Annotated in this window: 14 protein-coding genes; 5 read left to right on the top strand and 9 right to left on the bottom strand. The window is 58.1% G+C overall.

The genetic code is table 11. From position 1 onward, the window contains the following. Positions 1–181: 181 nt before the first annotated feature. Genes pgi through zwf form a run of 3 tightly spaced genes read right to left on the bottom strand, consistent with a single transcriptional unit; the run spans position 182 to position 3,919 of the window. The gene (gene pgi, locus ACR0JI_RS02180; RefSeq protein ID WP_480493080.1) at positions 182–1,792 is read right to left on the bottom strand and encodes a glucose-6-phosphate isomerase; all 1,611 of its coding nucleotides are present in this window, start codon (positions 1,790–1,792) and stop codon (positions 182–184) included. Positions 1,793–1,796: 4 nt separating this feature from the next. Next, the gene (gene pgl / locus ACR0JI_RS02175) at positions 1,797–2,468 is read right to left on the bottom strand and encodes a 6-phosphogluconolactonase (protein WP_480473002.1); all 672 of its coding nucleotides are present in this window, start codon (positions 2,466–2,468) and stop codon (positions 1,797–1,799) included. Then, complete coding sequence (zwf, locus tag ACR0JI_RS02170) at positions 2,465–3,919, bottom strand: glucose-6-phosphate dehydrogenase (protein WP_480473004.1); 1,455 nt, start codon at positions 3,917–3,919, stop codon at positions 2,465–2,467. The genes pgl and zwf overlap by 4 nt, the downstream gene beginning before the upstream one ends. 163 nt (positions 3,920–4,082) lie before the next feature. On the opposite strand from zwf, the gene ACR0JI_RS02165 reads away from it, so the two are divergent. Continuing rightward, a complete protein-coding gene (locus ACR0JI_RS02165; protein WP_480493079.1) occupies positions 4,083–5,036 on the top strand; it encodes a radical SAM protein in 954 nt (317 codons plus the stop codon). 111 nt (positions 5,037–5,147) lie between these two features. Here the strand turns inward: ACR0JI_RS02165 and ACR0JI_RS02160 are convergent, their stop codons facing one another. Next, complete coding sequence (locus ACR0JI_RS02160; protein WP_267366492.1) at positions 5,148–5,417, bottom strand: usg protein; 270 nt, start codon at positions 5,415–5,417, stop codon at positions 5,148–5,150. Between the two features lie 192 nt (positions 5,418–5,609). On the opposite strand from ACR0JI_RS02160, the gene gyrA reads away from it, so the two are divergent. Continuing rightward, positions 5,610–8,330, top strand: coding sequence for a DNA gyrase subunit A (gene gyrA / locus ACR0JI_RS02155; protein WP_480493078.1), 2,721 nt, complete (start codon positions 5,610–5,612; stop codon positions 8,328–8,330). A gap of 42 nt (positions 8,331–8,372) precedes the next feature. Here gyrA and yghX read toward each other — a convergent pair whose 3' ends face one another. The 4 genes from yghX to ACR0JI_RS02135 all read right to left on the bottom strand — a co-directional run bounded on the left by yghX (position 8,373) and on the right by ACR0JI_RS02135 (position 12,755). Then, a complete protein-coding gene (gene yghX / locus ACR0JI_RS02150) occupies positions 8,373–9,269 on the bottom strand; it encodes a YghX family hydrolase (protein WP_480493077.1) in 897 nt (298 codons plus the stop codon). 63 nt (positions 9,270–9,332) lie between these two features. Continuing rightward, positions 9,333–10,802 (bottom strand): carboxypeptidase M32, encoded by a 1,470-nt coding sequence (locus tag ACR0JI_RS02145; protein ID WP_480473012.1) that lies wholly within the window; start codon positions 10,800–10,802, stop codon positions 9,333–9,335. A 4-nt stretch (positions 10,803–10,806) separates the two neighbouring features. Then, positions 10,807–11,952: a heme A synthase gene (ctaA, locus tag ACR0JI_RS02140; protein ID WP_480473014.1), complete on the bottom strand. Its 1,146-nt coding sequence runs from the start codon at positions 11,950–11,952 to the stop codon at positions 10,807–10,809. A 59-nt stretch (positions 11,953–12,011) separates the two neighbouring features. Beyond that, positions 12,012–12,755: an RNA methyltransferase gene (locus tag ACR0JI_RS02135; RefSeq protein ID WP_480473016.1), complete on the bottom strand. Its 744-nt coding sequence runs from the start codon at positions 12,753–12,755 to the stop codon at positions 12,012–12,014. A 154-nt stretch (positions 12,756–12,909) separates the two neighbouring features. Here ACR0JI_RS02135 and ACR0JI_RS02130 point away from each other — a divergent pair, with 154 nt between their 5' ends. Continuing rightward, positions 12,910–13,530: a thiamine phosphate synthase gene (locus tag ACR0JI_RS02130; RefSeq protein ID WP_480493076.1), complete on the top strand. Its 621-nt coding sequence runs from the start codon at positions 12,910–12,912 to the stop codon at positions 13,528–13,530. Here the strand turns inward: ACR0JI_RS02130 and ACR0JI_RS02125 are convergent. Continuing rightward, complete coding sequence (locus ACR0JI_RS02125; RefSeq protein WP_480493075.1) at positions 13,527–14,669, bottom strand: hypothetical protein; 1,143 nt, start codon at positions 14,667–14,669, stop codon at positions 13,527–13,529. The genes ACR0JI_RS02130 and ACR0JI_RS02125 overlap by 4 nt on opposite strands. 170 nt (positions 14,670–14,839) lie before the next feature. Here ACR0JI_RS02125 and ACR0JI_RS02120 point away from each other — a divergent pair, with 170 nt between their 5' ends. Further along, positions 14,840–15,733 carry a PfkB family carbohydrate kinase gene (locus ACR0JI_RS02120; RefSeq protein WP_480480723.1) on the top strand — a complete coding sequence of 298 codons (894 nt, stop codon included), beginning with the start codon at positions 14,840–14,842 and terminating at the stop codon, positions 15,731–15,733. Beyond that, positions 15,730–16,641, top strand: a complete 912-nt coding sequence (locus ACR0JI_RS02115; RefSeq protein WP_480493074.1) for a pseudouridine-5'-phosphate glycosidase — start codon at positions 15,730–15,732, stop codon at positions 16,639–16,641. The genes ACR0JI_RS02120 and ACR0JI_RS02115 overlap by 4 nt, the downstream gene beginning before the upstream one ends. The last annotated feature ends 50 nt before the right edge of the window (positions 16,642–16,691 follow it).

Here is a 16,691-nt window from a genome sequence, read left to right as displayed (position 1 = left end):
ACATCCTCCCGTCATGGGCGGGACCTTGCCTGGCCCCTGCCTGTTCCGTCTGGCACTGACAGGCAGGGGTGTTCCCCGTCACGTCAGTCCAGCCGTTTCCTAGAAGGAACCCTGCCAATCATTTAATTGTCTGACAATAAGAGAATGCAGCCCACACCGGTAGCGGAATACATCCCGTCGCCTAATCCCGGTGTTTCAGCGCGTAGGCGACCAATGCTGCGGTCGACCCATCCTTGCCCTCGGCGCTTTCTTCGCCATCCACGATGGGGCCAAGCGAATTGGCCAGTTCCTTGCCCAGCTCAACCCCCCACTGGTCGAAAGAGTTGATGCCCAGCAACACGCCTTCGACAAACACCCGGTGTTCATAAAGCGCAATAATCTGACCCAACACAAACGGTGTGAGTTTGGGGTAAATCAATGTTGTCGAGGGACGATTGCCGGGGAAAACCCGGTGCCGGGCCTGCCGGTCCAGTTCATCACCCAGATACCCCTGCTGCGTCATGCGTTGGCGCGCTTCTTCGAACGAACGGCCACGCATCAGGGCCTCGGACTGCGCCAGACAATTGGCCAAAAGCAGACGGTGGTGATGGGTCAGTTCTGGTTCATGCCCCTCGGCCGCAACCATGAATTCGCAGGGAATGGCATCCGTGCCCTGATGTATCAGCTGGTAAAACGCGTGTTGTCCATTGGTGCCCGGCTCACCCCAGACGACAGGTCCTGAAGGCATGGTCAAGGACGACCCATCCATCGCCACGGATTTGCCATTCGATTCCATTTCTAACTGCTGGAAATATGCGGGCAGACGCAAAAGCCGCTGGTCATAAGGCAGCACCGCACGACTGGTATGCCCCAGAACTTGTCGATGCCAGATGCCAACCAAGGCCAGCATCACAGGCATGTTTTCATCCCAGTCAGCCGAGCGGAAGTGCAGATCCATCGCCTGCCCGCCACGCAAAAACGCGTCAAAAGCTTTTGAACCAACCGAAATCATGACCGGCAAGCCGACCGGCCCCCAAACCGAATAACGCCCACCGACCCAATCGGCGAAACCAAAAACATGCGCCTCGGGAATACCGAAGGCCTGCGTCTTGTCCAAAGCGCTGGAAACGGCAGCGAACTGACGCGTCGGATCGCCCCCGCCTTCGGACATCCACGCACGGGCGGTGCGCGCATTGGTCATCGTTTCGATTGTGGTAAAGGTTTTTGAGGCGACAACGACCAGCGTGCGCGTTGGATCAAGCTGCCGCAACGTGTCCGCAATATGCGCCCCATCCACGTTCGAGACGTAATGCACCCGTGGCCCATCGTGATAAGGTGACAGCGCCAACGTGGCCATGACCGGGCCAAGGTCTGACCCGCCGATGCCGATATTGACCACATCGGTAAAGTTGCCCCCCGCCCCAGCGATGGCGCCGCCACGCACCTCTTCAGCGAACACGCGCATCCTTTGCAGCGTGTCCAGAACCTCGGGCATAACGTCCTGACCGTCCACCTCAACCGGCCCGCCATCAAGGTTGCGCAGGGCCGTGTGCAACACCGCGCGCCCTTCGGTCTCGTTGATCTTCTCGCCCGCAAACATCGCATCACGCCGAGACGCCAGATCAGCCACTTCACACAATTGAACGAGCGCGGATCGCACCGCATCATCAATCTGCGTTTTTGAGTAGTCGAAGACCATATCCCCGGTTGAGGCTGAAAAAGCTTCAGCCCGGTTTGCATCTGCCGCAAACAGGTCAAGGATACGACGGTCACTTTTCGACTGAGCCAGTGTTTTCAAAGCATCCAGATGCATTGCCTTACTCCGCCCAGTGTACGGTCATGCCACCAAGAACTGCGGCGATCGGTGCCTCTTCCGGCGGTAGCGACATAGCTTTTTCAAGAACGGTGCGCTTTGCTTGACCATAGATGATCAGATGTTTCGACAGCGCCCCGTCTAGGACCGGAGCGGTCAGGGAAATTCGTGCCTCTGGCTGCACTTCGGTCCGGGCAACGATCAACGTAGGTGCATCACTGCGCAAAGCTTCCTCCAGCCCTTCCATCCCCGGAAACAATGAGGCCGTGTGCATGTCTTCACCCATTCCCAGTACCAGCACCGACAATGGCAATACCGGCGCAATCAGCGACTCGATTTCGGGCAACGCTGCCTCAGGTTCTGCACCAGGGACATAAAGCGGAATATATTGCGCCACAGAGGCCCGGCTGGTCAGCAACCTTTCGCGGATCAAACGCTCGTTAGAGCGGTCATGATCCGCTGGCACACAGCGTTCATCCGTTGGCAACACACGCACACGATCCCACTCAAGATCGGCGGCACACAGGCTGTCAAATACCGGGCCCGGAGTTGTTCCCCCCGGGACGGCCATTGCAACGGTATCATGGTGCAGCAATGCGGCCTCAAGATCGCCCGCCAACACGTTGGCCACGTCGATGGCAAGCATTTCGCGATCAGCATATTCCTGAATTTTCATGGCTTTATCCCTTGCCAGTGGCGTCCATCACGTTTCATTAGCAGTTCAGCGTCGCCCGGCCCCGTGCTGCCGCTGTCATAAGGCTTCGGCACGTCCCCGCGCGCCAACCATCCGGCGATGATCGGATCGGTCCAGGCCCAGGCGGCCTCAACCTCATCCCCGCGCATGAACAGGGTCTGGTTTCCACGGATCACGTCCATCACCAGGCGTTCATACGCATCTGGCGGGTCCTGATTTTCGGGGCCGAGGGCTTCGGCAAAGCTCATGTCCAAGGGAACATCGATCAGACGCATCCCGCCCTGCCCCGGTTCCTTGATCGTCACCTTCAGCGTGATCCCCTCATTCGGCTGCAACCGGATCGACAACGTGTTGGCGTGACGCCCCGCTTCTTCCCCGAAAATCGAGTGCGGCGCGTCCTTGAACATCACGTTGATCACCGACGAGCGCGCCACCAGACGCTTGCCGGTGCGCAGGTAGAACGGTGTACCTGCCCAACGCCAATTGCTGATATGGGCCTTTAACGCCACATAGCTTTCGGTGGTTGATCGCAGGTTGCCAACGCAGTCCCGGTATCCCGGCCCGTCCGATCCGGCCGCAAACTGCCCCCGCACGATGTGATGCGGTTCAACCGGATTAAGCGCCCGGATCACCTTGAGCTTTTCATCCCGAACTGCGTCAGGATCGAACTTGGCTGGAGGTTCCATCGCAATCAGGCAGAGCAGCTGCATCAGGTGATTCTGCACCATATCCCGCATCGCACCCGCGCGCTCATAATAATCTTCGCGTCCTGCGATACCGACAGTTTCCGCAACCGTTATCTGGATATGGTCGACATACTGGCTGTTCCACAGCGGTTCGAACAGCATATTGCCAAAGCGGACCGCCATCAGATTCTGGACGGTTTCTTTGCCTAGATAATGGTCGATCCGGTAGATCTGATTTTCATTAAAATGCGCGGCCAACGTGGCATTCAAGTCCCGCGCGCTTGCCAAATCATGTCCAAACGGCTTTTCGACCACGATGCGGGTTTCTTCTGTCACCAGATCATACGCCCTAACCCGCTGGGCCAATGGCCCGAACAGGCTGGGACCGACCGAGAAATAGAAAGCGCGAACCCGGTCGGGCGAGAGCTTTTCACCCAGTACATCCCAACCTTCCGTCGTCAAGGCATCCAGCGATACATAGTCGACCCGTTGCAGGAACCCGGTCAGGGCTTGCGAATCCCGGGCGCGTTCCGAAGCGTGCCGTTGCAGCGACTCAGCAACCATCTTACGAAAGGCGTCCGCCGTGTGACCGGCGCGCGCCGCTGCGATAATCCGGGCATCCTCGTGCCACTGACCCGCACAATACCGACGGAAAAGCGCAGGCAGGATCTTACGCTGCGCCAGATCACCGGTGCCGCCGAAAATGATCAGATCAAATGGATCAACAGGGATGACACGTGAAACCATGAGTTGTCCTTACCCTGACCCTTCCGGCATGTCCAATGTTAGCGCAACCAAAGCTCAATAAATCTTGTTGATCAAAACTCTGTCAGAACCCCTGCACCAGACTTACCAAATCCGCGACAAAGGGCTAGATCAGTTTGATGACTTCAACGAACCGGATGCGGGAATGAAAGACAACGCCCCTCAGCTTGCCAATATCGGCAAGTTTCAGCGTAAACTGGTAACGGCCGATGGCCAGACCCGCGCAAAGGTTTCCCTGACCAACCCTCAGACCCTGTGGTTCAACACCGGCACGCTGTGCAATATTGAATGCGTAAGCTGCTATATCGCCAGCAGCCCGACCAATGACGCACTGGTTTATATCACTGCGGACGAGGTTCGTGACTACCTGGATCAGATCGAAGCCCGCAATTGGCCAGTGCGTGAAATCGGTTTTACGGGCGGCGAGCCCTTTATGAACCCCGAGATGATCGATATGACCCGCGCCGCGCTGGAGCGTGGATACGAAGTTCTGATCCTGACCAACGCGATGGCCCCGATGATGCGCCGCAAGGTGCGCGACGGGCTACTGGCATTGCAAAAGACTTTCAATGACAAGCTGACCCTGCGTGTTTCCGTCGATCATTACCGCGCAGAACTGCACGACCTTGAACGCGGCAAGGGGAGCTTTGAAAAAACCCTGACGGGTATGAAGTGGCTGCGCGATCACGGCTTTAACATGGCTGTTGCCGGGCGCACCGTTTGGGGTGAGTCTGACACGGAAAGTCGCGCGGGTTATGCCGCATTCTTTACAGAGCACGGCTTTGACATTGACCCGCATAACCCGGCTCGGACCGTCCTGTTCCCGGAAATGGACGAAACTGTCGAAGTTCCCGAGATTACAACGGCTTGCTGGGGAATACTGAACAAATCACCCGATGCATTGATGTGCGCCAGCGCCCGCATGGTGGTGAAACGGAAAGGCGCTGACCGGCCTGCCGTGTTGGCCTGCACCCTGCTGCCCTACGAGTCGGAGTTCGAGATGGGGCATTCTCTGGCCGAATCCGAGGCTGACGTTCACCTGAACCACCCCCATTGTGCCAAATTCTGCGTGCTGGGCGGTGCCAGTTGCTCTGGCTGAACGATTCAGGAATTCCTGATTTCGCTTCGGACGGATCATCAGACACGCGCCGACCATTTCGCTTCAATGATTGAAGAGCATGCACCAACGGAACTCGTACCTGCCTCTCGCTCAGTTCACACGAAACTCGCCCACCATGTTGCGCCACTCACCCGGTGCGATCATTTTGCGATGGGTGAATTTGACCGAATGCAGCGGGCCTTCGATTTCGCGCTGCCAGAAGTCGATGAATTTGAACAGTTTCGGATGATCCGGCGCAAGGTCGTAATCCTGCCAGATGAACGTGTTCAAGACGTGGATATAGTCGGGCATATGATAGAAAAACTCAGCCGTTGTCAGCCCGTACCCCTTGAGCATCAATTCGGTTTCGCTTGGGTTCATGCAGACCTCCTGCTTGATACAAGGTCCATTCAAGATACCACGAAAAACTTCTAATACTTATATAACAATATGTTACTTGAGTATTACCGCGGAAAATCCCCGTAAAGGCGCTGCTTGCTTGCACCTTATGTGCCGGGTCTGATAAGATACACCCACAAGATATAGACCCAGAACAAGACACGGGCAGTTTACGTGAGCGATACGCCAGAAATTCCTGAAAACATGGATGAAACCCCGCCCGAGCGCCCAGTCTACGACGGCCCGACGGTTTCCATCGAATCCGAAATGCGCACATCCTATCTGGACTATGCCATGTCGGTCATCGTTAGCCGCGCGATCCCTGATTTGCGCGACGGGCTGAAACCGGTGCACCGCCGCATTCTGTATGCGATGCACGAAACGGGGAACACGCACGACAAGTCGTACCGGAAATCGGCCCGTCCGGTGGGCGACGTGATGGGTAAGTACCACCCGCATGGTGACAGCGCGATCTATGACGCACTGGTGCGGATGGCGCAGGATTTCTCGATGTCGCTGCCGCTGCTGGACGGTCAGGGCAACTTTGGCTCGATGGACGGCGATAACCCGGCGGCTATGCGCTACACCGAAGTGCGGATGGACAAGCCCGCCGCTTCCCTGTTGGCTGATATCGAAAAAGAAACGGTCGATTTTCAGGATAACTATGACGGCAAGGACCGGGAACCGACGGTTCTGCCGGCCCGTTTCCCGAACATGCTGGTCAATGGCGCCGGTGGTATCGCCGTGGGGATGGCGACGAACATTCCGCCGCACAACCTCGGCGAAGTGGTCGATGCGACTCTGGCGCTGATCGACGATCCCGACCTTACATCAGAACAGCTGATCGAATACATCCCCGGTCCCGACTTTCCGACCGGTGGCCTAATGCTGGGGCGTTCCGGTGCGCGCAAGGCCTATCTGGAGGGCCGTGGCAGCGTCATCATCCGCGCCAAGACCCGAGTAGAAGAAATCCGCAAGGACCGCTATGCCATCGTTGTCGACGAGATTCCCTATCAGGTGAACAAGGCCGCGATGATTGAAAAGATCGCCGAGGCAGTTCGCGAGAAGCGGATCGAAGGCGTGGCCCATGTACAAGACGAATCCGACCGCAACGGTGTGCGCGTCGTGGTCGAGCTCAAACGTGACGCGACGCCCGAGGTGGTGCTAAACCAGCTCTATCGCTTTTCGCCGATGCAGACCTCCTTTGGCTGCAATATGCTGGCGCTGAATGGTGGCCGCCCCGAGCAGTTGACCCTGCGCCGGTTCCTGACCTCGTTCATCGACTTCCGTGAAGATGTCGTTGCCCGCCGCACCGCCTACGACCTGCGCAAGGCGCGCGAACGCAGCCACATCCTGTGTGGTCTGGCTGTGGCGGTGTCCAACGTCGATGAAGTGGTCGCAACGATCCGGTCGTCTGCGGACGCGGCGCAAGCGCGTGAAAAGCTGATGACCCGCCGCTGGCCTGCCTCCGAAATCGAAAGCTATCTGCGCCTGATCGACGATCCTCTGTCCAAGATGAATGACGATGGCACCTATAACCTGACCGAGGTGCAGGCCCGCGCCATTCTGGAGTTGCGCTTGCAGCGCTTGACACAACTGGGCGTCAAAGAAGTCACGGACGAACTGGAAGAACTGGCAGCCAAGATCAAGGAATACCTTGATATTCTGTCCTCACGCGAACGGATCATGAGCATCATCGCTGATGAGCTGCGCAGCGTGCGTGAACAGTTCGCGGTCGACCGCCGCACTGAGATCGTCGACTGGTCTGGTGACATGGAAGACGAAGACCTGATCGAGCGCGAAGACATGGTCGTGACCATCACTTCGGGCGGCTATATCAAACGTACGCCGCTGGCAGATTTCCGCGCCCAGAAACGCGGTGGCAAGGGCCTTTCGGGGATGCAGACCAAGGAAGAGGATGTTGTTACCAACCTTTTCGTTGCAAACACCCACACTCAGCTGCTGTTCTTCACAACAGACGGGATGGTCTACAAGCTCAAGACCTGGCGCTTGCCCCAATCCGGGCGTACCGGCAAAGGTAAGGCCATCGTCAACATTCTTCCGATCCCAACCGGTGTTTCCATCGCCGCAATCATGCCCGTGGATGTACCGGACGAGGAATGGGAAAACCTCCAGATCGTCTTTGCCACCAGCGCAGGTGACGTGCGTCGTAACCGCTTGTCAGACTTCACCAATGTCCGGCGCAACGGCAAGATTGCGATGAAACTGCCCGACGGCGTCGAACTGGTGAATGCACGCATCTGTTCAGAAGACGAAGACGTGATGCTGGTCACCAATTCCGGCCGCGCGATCCGTTTCCGGACCACCGACGTGCGAGTCTTTAACTCACGCGAATCCACAGGTGTCCGGGGGATTAGGCTGACCAACGGTGACCGTGTCGTGTCGATGTCCGTGATCCGTCATTTCGAGGCGACCCCCGAAGATCGTGTGGTCTATCTCAAGATGCGGCGTGCAGTTGCAGGGCTTACCGAAGAAGACGCTGGTGACGACGAGGAAGCCGCAGCAAGCAGCGACTTCAGCCAGGAAAAATATGCCGAGATGTCGGCGGCTGAAAACCTGATCCTGACCATCACCGCCGGTGGTGCTGGCAAGTTGAGTTCAAGCCACGACTACCCCGTGCGCGGACGTGGCGGCATGGGCGTAGCCGCGATGGACAAGGCGATGCGCGGTGGGGATTTGGTTGCATCCTTCCCGGTCGAGATCGACGATCAGATCATGCTGGCCACATCGAAAGGCCAATCTATCCGGGTGCCGGTCGATGGCATCTCTTTCCGCTCACGTTCCGCAGGTGGCGTGAAAGTGTTCAATACCGGCAAGGGCGAAGAAGTCGTCAGCGTCGCCTGGATCGCCGACCAAGCCGACGAGGAAGAATGACAGTAACCCCGGGCACCGGTTCGACGGTTCCCGGAGTTCACTTCATGTCAGGTAGGCATTGAAAAAAGCGATGGTCCGGCTCCATGCCAGATTTGCCGCGGCTTCGTCATACCTAGGCGTCGTATCGTTGTGAAAACCGTGATTGACGTCCGGATAGAAGTGCACGCTGAATTTCTTTTGATTGGCTTTCAACGCCTCTGAATATGCAGGCCATCCAGCGTTGATACGCTCGTCCAGACCGGCATAGTGAATCATAAGAGGTGCTTCGATGGACGGAACATCTTCGGCTGGTGGTTGCCGACCGTAGAATGGCACCGAGGCCGCAAGGTCCGGATAGGCCACGGCTAACGCGTTGCAAACACCTCCGCCATAGCAGAAGCCGACAGCACCAACCTTTCCTGTCGAAAGTTCGTGATCACGTAAGAACTCAAAAGCCGCGAAAAAATCCGCCATCAGTTTTTCCCGGTCCATCGAGCGCTGCATCTCGCGCCCTTCTTCATCAGTACCGGGATAGCCGCCAAGGGGGGACAACCCATCAGGTCCAAAAGCCAGGAAACCGGCCTTGGCCGCGCGGCGCACAACGTCCTCGATATAAGGGTTTAGACCCCGGTTCTCGTGCACGACCAGTACCGCAGGCAGTTTACCTTCGGCATTTGCCGGCATCGCCATCAGACCGCTGGTTTCGCTATGCCCATCCGGGCTGTCATATGCGACCACCATGGATTGGATCGCGGGATCGTCCGGGGCCACCTGTTGCGCCCAGGCGTAATTAGGTTGCAACTGGTCCAGAATCATTGCGCCTGTCATTCCGGCGGCAGTGTATTTACCGGCTTTTGAGATGAACTCTCGCTTGGACATCGTGCCGTGCACATATCCGTCGAATATTTCGAGGATACGCGGATCAAAATCACTGGCTTTCTTGCGGGCTTTTCCGGTCATCGTTGCCTCCCAGGCGATGGTATCGGTGCACCGATTCTAACGCCTGAGCTGCAATTCGGAAACTCACAAATCGTAGAGCGCGCCGAACTTGGCCTCAAGATAGCTTAGCAATGGGTCCGGTCCGGGTTCAACACCGCTGGCACGGGCAATCACCTCGCGCGGCGCATAAAGGCCGCCATGCTGCTGCACATGCTCACGCAACCAACCGGTCGCGCCGGACGTGTCGCCTCGGGCCAGTTGCGCGTCAAGATCGGGTTCAGAGACGCGCAAGGCCTGATAGAGGCACCCAGCATAGACATTGCCCAGCGAGTAGGTCGGGAAGTAACCGAACAGCCCAACCGACCAGTGCACATCCTGCAAACAACCGTTCGAGGGCTTGTCGACCGCATAACCGAAATCTGCCTTGAACCGATCATTCCAGGCGGCCTCCAGATCGCCGACCTGCAAGTCTCCGGCCATCAGCGCGCGTTCCAGATCAAACCGCAGCATGATGTGCAGATTGTATTGGACCTCATCCGCCTCGGTGCGGATATAGCCGTTATGGACGCGGTTGACCGTCGCATAAAACGCGTCCGGATCGGCAATGCCGAAATCGCCGAACGCCTCTTTCATTTGTTCGAACAACCATCCGGTAAAGGCCCGCGACCGACCCAACTGGTTTTCGTAGATCCGGCTTTGGCTTTCATGCACGCCCATCGACACGCCAGACCCGAGCGGTGTCAGGAGGTATTTCTCGTCGATCCCCTGTTCATAGGCGGCGTGGCCCACCTCGTGAATGGTGGAATAGAAACAGTTGAACGGGTCTGTTTCGCTGGTTCGCGTGGTGATGCGGACGTCAAGACCGCTGCCGGAACTGAATGGGTGAACCGCCTTGTCCACGCGGCCATTGTTCAGGTCATAGCCAAAGGCGACCGCCAGTTTTTGTGTCAGACGCATCTGGGTCTGCTCATCAAAACTGCGGTTCAGGGCAGCGGGCTCGGGCCGCTCCAGCACGGCGGCACGCAGGGCTACCAGTCGTGGGCGCATCTGGTCGAAGATATCCGCGATCTGGGCGCTGGTCGTGTAAGGTTCGTAATCTCCGACCATGGCGTCGTATACGTCGCCCCCTTGCGCCAGCGCCTCGCCTTCCTGTCGTTTCAGCGACACGACCTCTTCCAGAACCGGAAGAAAGGCCGAGACATCTTCGTCTGCGCGCGCCTGCGCCCACTTTCCCTGTGCAGCGGACGTCACACGGGCAATCGCCGTTGCCAGATCAGCAGGCACCTTCACCGCGCGATCATATGCGCGCCGGATTTCACGCATCTGCGCTTTGCCGACCTCATCCTGAGGTGCGGCCTGATCCAGCCATTCGGCAACACGAGGATCGGAACGGCGCGCGTGCAGGACAGATTCGATAGCTGCCATTTCTTCGGCGCGCTGAGGCGCTGCGCCGCGCGGCATGACGGTTTCCTGATCCCAGCCAAGCCGACCGGCGATCTGGCCCAAAGCCGAAGTTTCCCGCTGAAAGGTCATCAGTTCATTGAAAGCGGTCATAGTTTTAAACTCCGCGCACAGATGTTGCGATTGGATAAGCTGTGAGGAACCGCGCGCGCAGGATCAGCGTCCAGACGATAACGGCCATAAACTGGTGGAAGATAGCGATCTGCCATGGCGCGCCGTAAACCACGGTCACGATGCCGACGACGACCTGTAGCGAAAGCGCGGCGAAAGCAGCGTTGAAGGCAAAACGCGTCTGTGGATGCGCGCTGCTGCCGCCACGCCGCCAGACGACGACGGCAAAGATGAACAGCAGATACCCCGCACAGCGATGGATGAACTGCACCAGACCGGGGCTTTCAAAGAAGTTTCGCCACATCGGTTCCAACATAGTCGCATCCGGTGGAAGCAACTGCCCCCCCATCAGCGGCCAGTCTGTGTAAGACCGCCCGGCGTCGATCCCGGCGACAAGTGCGCCAATGAGTATTTGTAAAAAGGCGAAGTGCATCAGCCCTGTGGACAATGAAAACAGCCTGACCTCTTTGGCCCGGCGCGCCTGCATCAGATCACGTTCTTCCCGGCCGAGTTCAAAGATGTACCAGGCTAGGGCTCCCAGGATCACAAAGGCCAGCCCCAAGTGTGTTGCCAGACGGTAACTTGCGACGGCTGTCATGCCTTCACCCTGGGTGACGCCCGAAGCCACCATCCACCAACCAACAGCGCCCTGCAGACCGCCAAGAAGACCCGGAACGATCAGCTTTCCGGTCCACCCTGTCGGGATCTTGTGGGCTGTTAGGAAGATTAGAAATCCAACGGCCCAGACCAGACCGATCATGCGACCCAACTGACGATGGCCCCATTCCCACCAATAGATGGATTTGAAGTCACCCAACTCCATCCACTGGTTCTGGATGCGCCATTGGTCAATCTGCTTGTACTTGTCGAACTCTGCCTGCCAGTCCGCCTCGGTCATCGGCGGCAAAGCTCCGGTGATCGGGCGCCATTCGGTGATCGAGAGGCCGCTGTCAGTCAGGCGCGTCAGGCCGCCAACCGCGATCATCACAACGACCAGAGCAAACAGGATCATCAGCCAGATGCGGATCGCGTTGCGCGCGCCGCCGCGCCCCCGGTCGATCATACCGGGTTGAACCGCCTGTTGTTTTTCGGTGTCCGTGACCTCTTCGAAGATGCTGCGCTTACCGCTCATGCTGTCCTCATGTCCTGATTTCGCCACAAGCTAGGGCTTGGGTGAAGATAGGTCCAGCCTCAGCCTTTATCCTTCCAGCGGACCATCTGCCGCATGATCCCGTGCAACATCTGCACATCGGCCCGTGTCATCCGCATCCGCGACCACAGGTTGCGCAGGTTAACCTTCATCCCTTCGGCCTTTTCGGGAGGGTAGAAGAACCCCGCCTCCTCCAGCCTGTCCTCGTAGTGCTCGACAAGTTTTTCGACTTCGATCCCCGTGGCCCAGTCGCCTTTGCCCAGGTCGGTCGACTCATGCACTACATCCCCGGTCTGGCGCATCCACTCATAGGCGGTCAGCAATACGCATTGACCAAGGTTCAGCGAGGCATATTCCGGGTTCACCGGCACCGAGATGATCGCGTTGGCCTTGGCGATGTCTTCATTCTCTAGCCCCGCGCGTTCAGGGCCGAACAGAACTGTAACCTTCTCGCCCGCAGCGATCTTTTCGGCGGCAATCCTCATTGCGTGTTCGGGGCTGTAGACAGGTTTGGTCAAGCCCCGCTGACGAGCTGTTGTGGCGAAGACAAACGTGCTGTCGGCCAGCGATCCGGCCAGATCATCAAACAACTGCGCCTCATCCAGCAAGCGCCCTGCACCGCTGGACATTGCCACCGCTTTGGGATTCGGCCAGCCGTCACGGGGGGCTACAATACGCATCCGGTCCAGCCCAAAGTTCCACATCGCCCGCGCAGCAGCGCCGATGTTTTCACCCATCTGTGGGCGCACAAGAACGAAGGAAGGCTGGGGTTTGTCGCTGGGCATGGCTCACCTTAAGAAAACTTGGCCTGCTGTAATTGGCAGGCTCTTGCAGGGCAAGGCGCAGGGGCGTTATTTGCAGGCTCTTGACCATAAAAGTTTGCTTCCCAGCCGCAATCCGCTAAACCGCGCCAAAGACTGAAAGCCGAAGGACGCGCCCATGGACACCCCCGAGCAGCCGCAGATTTACCTGATCACGCCTCCGACTATCGAGTTGAGCACGTTCACGAACAAGCTGGCGACTGTGCTGGACGGGGTCGAGATTGCCTGTATCCGCCTCGCGTTGGCCGGAAGTGACGAAGATACCATCGCTCGCGCGGCCGACGCTTGCCGTGAAATCGCCCACGCGCGCGACGTGGCCATCGTAATCTCGAACCATGTATTGCTGGCGCAGCGTCTGGGGCTGGACGGGGTGCATTTGGATGATGCTGCACGCTCGGTCCGCACCGCGCGCAAGGAACTGGGCGCTGATGCAATCGTCGGAAGCTTTTGCGGCGCGTCGAGCCATGATGGTATGACTGCTGGCGAAAACGGAGCGGATTATGTGGCCTTCGGTCCTGTCGGCTCGGCCAAACTGAGGGACGGAACCCGCGCCGAAAAGGACCTGTTCCAATGGTGGTCCGAGATGATTGAGGTTCCGGTTGTGGCCGAAGGTGGGCTGACACCCGAACTGATCCGCGACCTGGCCCCCTGCACTGATTTCTTTGGCATTGGCGATGAGATCTGGGGCAGTGACGATCCGCTGGCGGCGCTGAAAACGCTGCTGGCGGCGTTGCTTTAACCCAGCACCCAAGGCTCGACAATCCAAAAGACACCGGCACCTGCAATCAGCATCGAGGCCAGAACCGATATCCGGCCTCGGGTTCGGTGCGAGCCGCCAGAAAACAAAAGCGACAGAGCAAGCCCAGCAAGGGCCACGGCAAAAAGCGGCAGAATATTCCCGGCGCCAAAGCCCAAGATGGCCGGGGGCAGATGATCTGGCGGCACTCCGATCCCGATCAGGGCCGAGGCAAATACCAGACCTTGAAGACCGCCAATGGCGAGAACCGCCAACAAACGCCAGACCTGCAATCGCCGGGCAACCAGGTTCCACAGCGCCAGAACGATGGTCGAAGCCACCAGAACCGGGGCCTCGCTCACTTTTCCTGCATCCAATACGCCATGCAAACCCAGCCCAAGCCCGATCAGAGCGCCCGCTGACAGGAACACCAGTTGAGATACCACTGGGCGCAATTTCAAAGACAGAAACACTAGCGCCAAAACAAGAATGGATGGCTTAATTGGGTTTCGGAGAAACTGATCGACCCCTTTTGTGAAATATGTCTGCAATGTTTGTTGCGTTGTCAGAGACGCCCCGCCTTGCAAGGGGATCAGCGGGCTGGCTTCACCGGCAGCCAAATACCCGGTGTATGGGGCCGCGACATTTTGCTGTCGCAGAACGATGGGTCCGCTTTCTGACGGCCAGATCAGACGCAGGTTTGACGCCTGATCGGGCAAAGGAGCAGTCAGCAACAGTTTGGAAACCCGCACTTTCTCCGTTTCTCCCACAACAGGAATACGCACACCTTCATAAGACAAACTCAATCGCTCTGGTGCCTCCACGATAAGATTATGTTTCCAGAGCTGAACGAACTCTCTGATCTGGGGTTCCAGCTCAGAGGAAACCAGTCGCCGCAAGGATTTGTAGTTTGGATCGTCGGAAAACGCAGCGGGCTGCGCGGGATTGTTCCCGGTTAATATGGCCTCGGCATTCCATTTCAACTCTATAAACAAAGTGTCGGACTTGACCCAGAAATCAACGACGGTCGGCGGGGCGGATTGCGCTCTGCCGGATCCGGGATGCATAGCTACAAGAACAAAAAAACTCAGGGCACAGGTTTTGAGGGTTCGAAAGATGGCGCGGAAAACAGGGCCATTCATACGAAAAGCTCCAACAGGAAAATCAAATCACCAATCATTGCTATCGATTGTTCCCGCGAAGGCCGCAGATCGCAAGCCCAAAGGGCATATCGGACCTGTGCACCGTAAATCTCTGATTGCGGTAACGTTCTGACTTGCATGGGCATCACCGCTGCGGCATGACGTCCTTTATGACTCAGAACAGTAATATCCTGTGTATCGGTTCGGTCCTGTGGGACGTGATCGGACGATCGGCCAGTGCCATGCGGCAAGGCTCGGACGTGCCTGGTCGGATTACCCGCCTGCCGGGTGGTGTTGCGATGAACATAGCCATGACGCTGGTGCGTTTTGGTATGACGCCAACCCTGCTGACCGCCATTGGCCGCGACCCCGAGGGCGACGAGTTGATTCATGCCTGTTCCCGCCTAGGTATGATCACGGATCACATCTATCGCTCGCAGGACTTGCCGACCGACCGATATATGGCCGTCGAAGGTGCCAACGGGTTGATCGCGGCCATTGCCGACGCACATTCGCTGGAAGCCGCTGGCGCTAAGATACTGCGTCCGCTGATGCACGGCCCGCTTGGCTATGAAAACACGCCCTTTGAGGGGCCCATTGCGCTTGACGGCAACCTGACCCTGAACCTGCTGGAAGAAATCGCCCAAAGCCCTGCATTTGCCCGTGCCGATCTGCGTGTTGCCCCGGCCTCGCCCGGCAAGGCCGAGCGCCTGTTGCCCTTCCTGAAACATGCCCGCGCCACGCTTTATGTGAACCTCGAAGAGGCAGGAATATTGTGCCAGCGTGAATTCACTGATTCTGAATCTGCCGCAAAGGGCCTTCTGGATCGTGGCGCACTGCGCGTGCTGGTCACCGATGGCGGCAGCTCGGCCACGGTCGGCAGTTCGGACGAAATTCTGACCCAAACACCCCCCTCCGTTCTGGTCACCCGTGTGACCGGCGCCGGGGATACCTTCATGGCGGCTCATATCGCCTCAGAATCCGGCGGCGCATCGAGTGATGAGGCTCTGACCCGCGCTCTGCATGCCGCAGCAACCTACGTTTCCGGAGAAACCCCACTGTGATCGACATTCAATATTCAGCCGAGGTCCGCGCTGCCAAGGACGCGGGTCATCCCATCGTTGCGCTGGAAAGCACCATCATCACCCATGGCATGCCCTACCCGCAAAACGTCGAAGTTGCGGCGCAGGTCGAACAGGACATCCGTGATGCGGGGGCGGTTCCGGCGACCATGGCGGTGATTGAAGGCAAATTGCACGTGGGGCTCGAGCCTGACCAGTTGCAATGGCTGGGTCAGGCGCAAGGCGTTGCCAAAATCTCGCGCGCGGATATGGCGGCCTGCATTTCGACCGGTGGTACCGGAGCCACAACCGTCGCCGCCACCATGATCGCCGCGCATTATGCCGGGATCGAGGTATTTGCCACCGGCGGCATCGGCGGCGTGCATCAGGGCGCCGAAACCACGTTCGACATCTCGGCTGATCTGCACGAACTTGGCCATACTCCAGTCACTGTCGTCGCTGCCGGGGCCAAGGCCATCCTTGATCTGGCCAAAACTCTTGAAGTTCTGGAAACATTAGGGGTGCCCGTCATCGCCCATGGCCAGGATGCGTTTCCTGCCTTCTGGTCTGCGAAATCACCCTATGCTGCCCCCCTGCGCATGGACACTCCTGAGGCTATCGCCAAGGCCCATGCAACGCGTCGCGCGTTGGGCCTGCCCGGCGGGCAGCTTGTGGCGAACCCGATCCCGATCGCGGATCAGATCCCTGCCGAAATACTGGCCCCCATCATCGCCGAGGCACAGGCTGATGCAGATGCGCATCGGATCACCGGAAAAGATGTGACGCCCTATCTGCTGCAACGTATCTTTGAAAAGACCGAAGGACGTTCGCTGACCGCCAACATTGCCCTCGTGCGCAACAATGCGCGCCTTGCGGCGGCGATTGCACGGGCACTGGCAGAACAGGGATAACGCAAGCCTATTGTGCCATGGATACCGATTGACTACCTAAATCCCGATAA

Source organism: Ruegeria sp. N10 (assembly GCF_056531545.1).
This window is presented reverse-complemented; position numbering and strand designations above follow the sequence as displayed.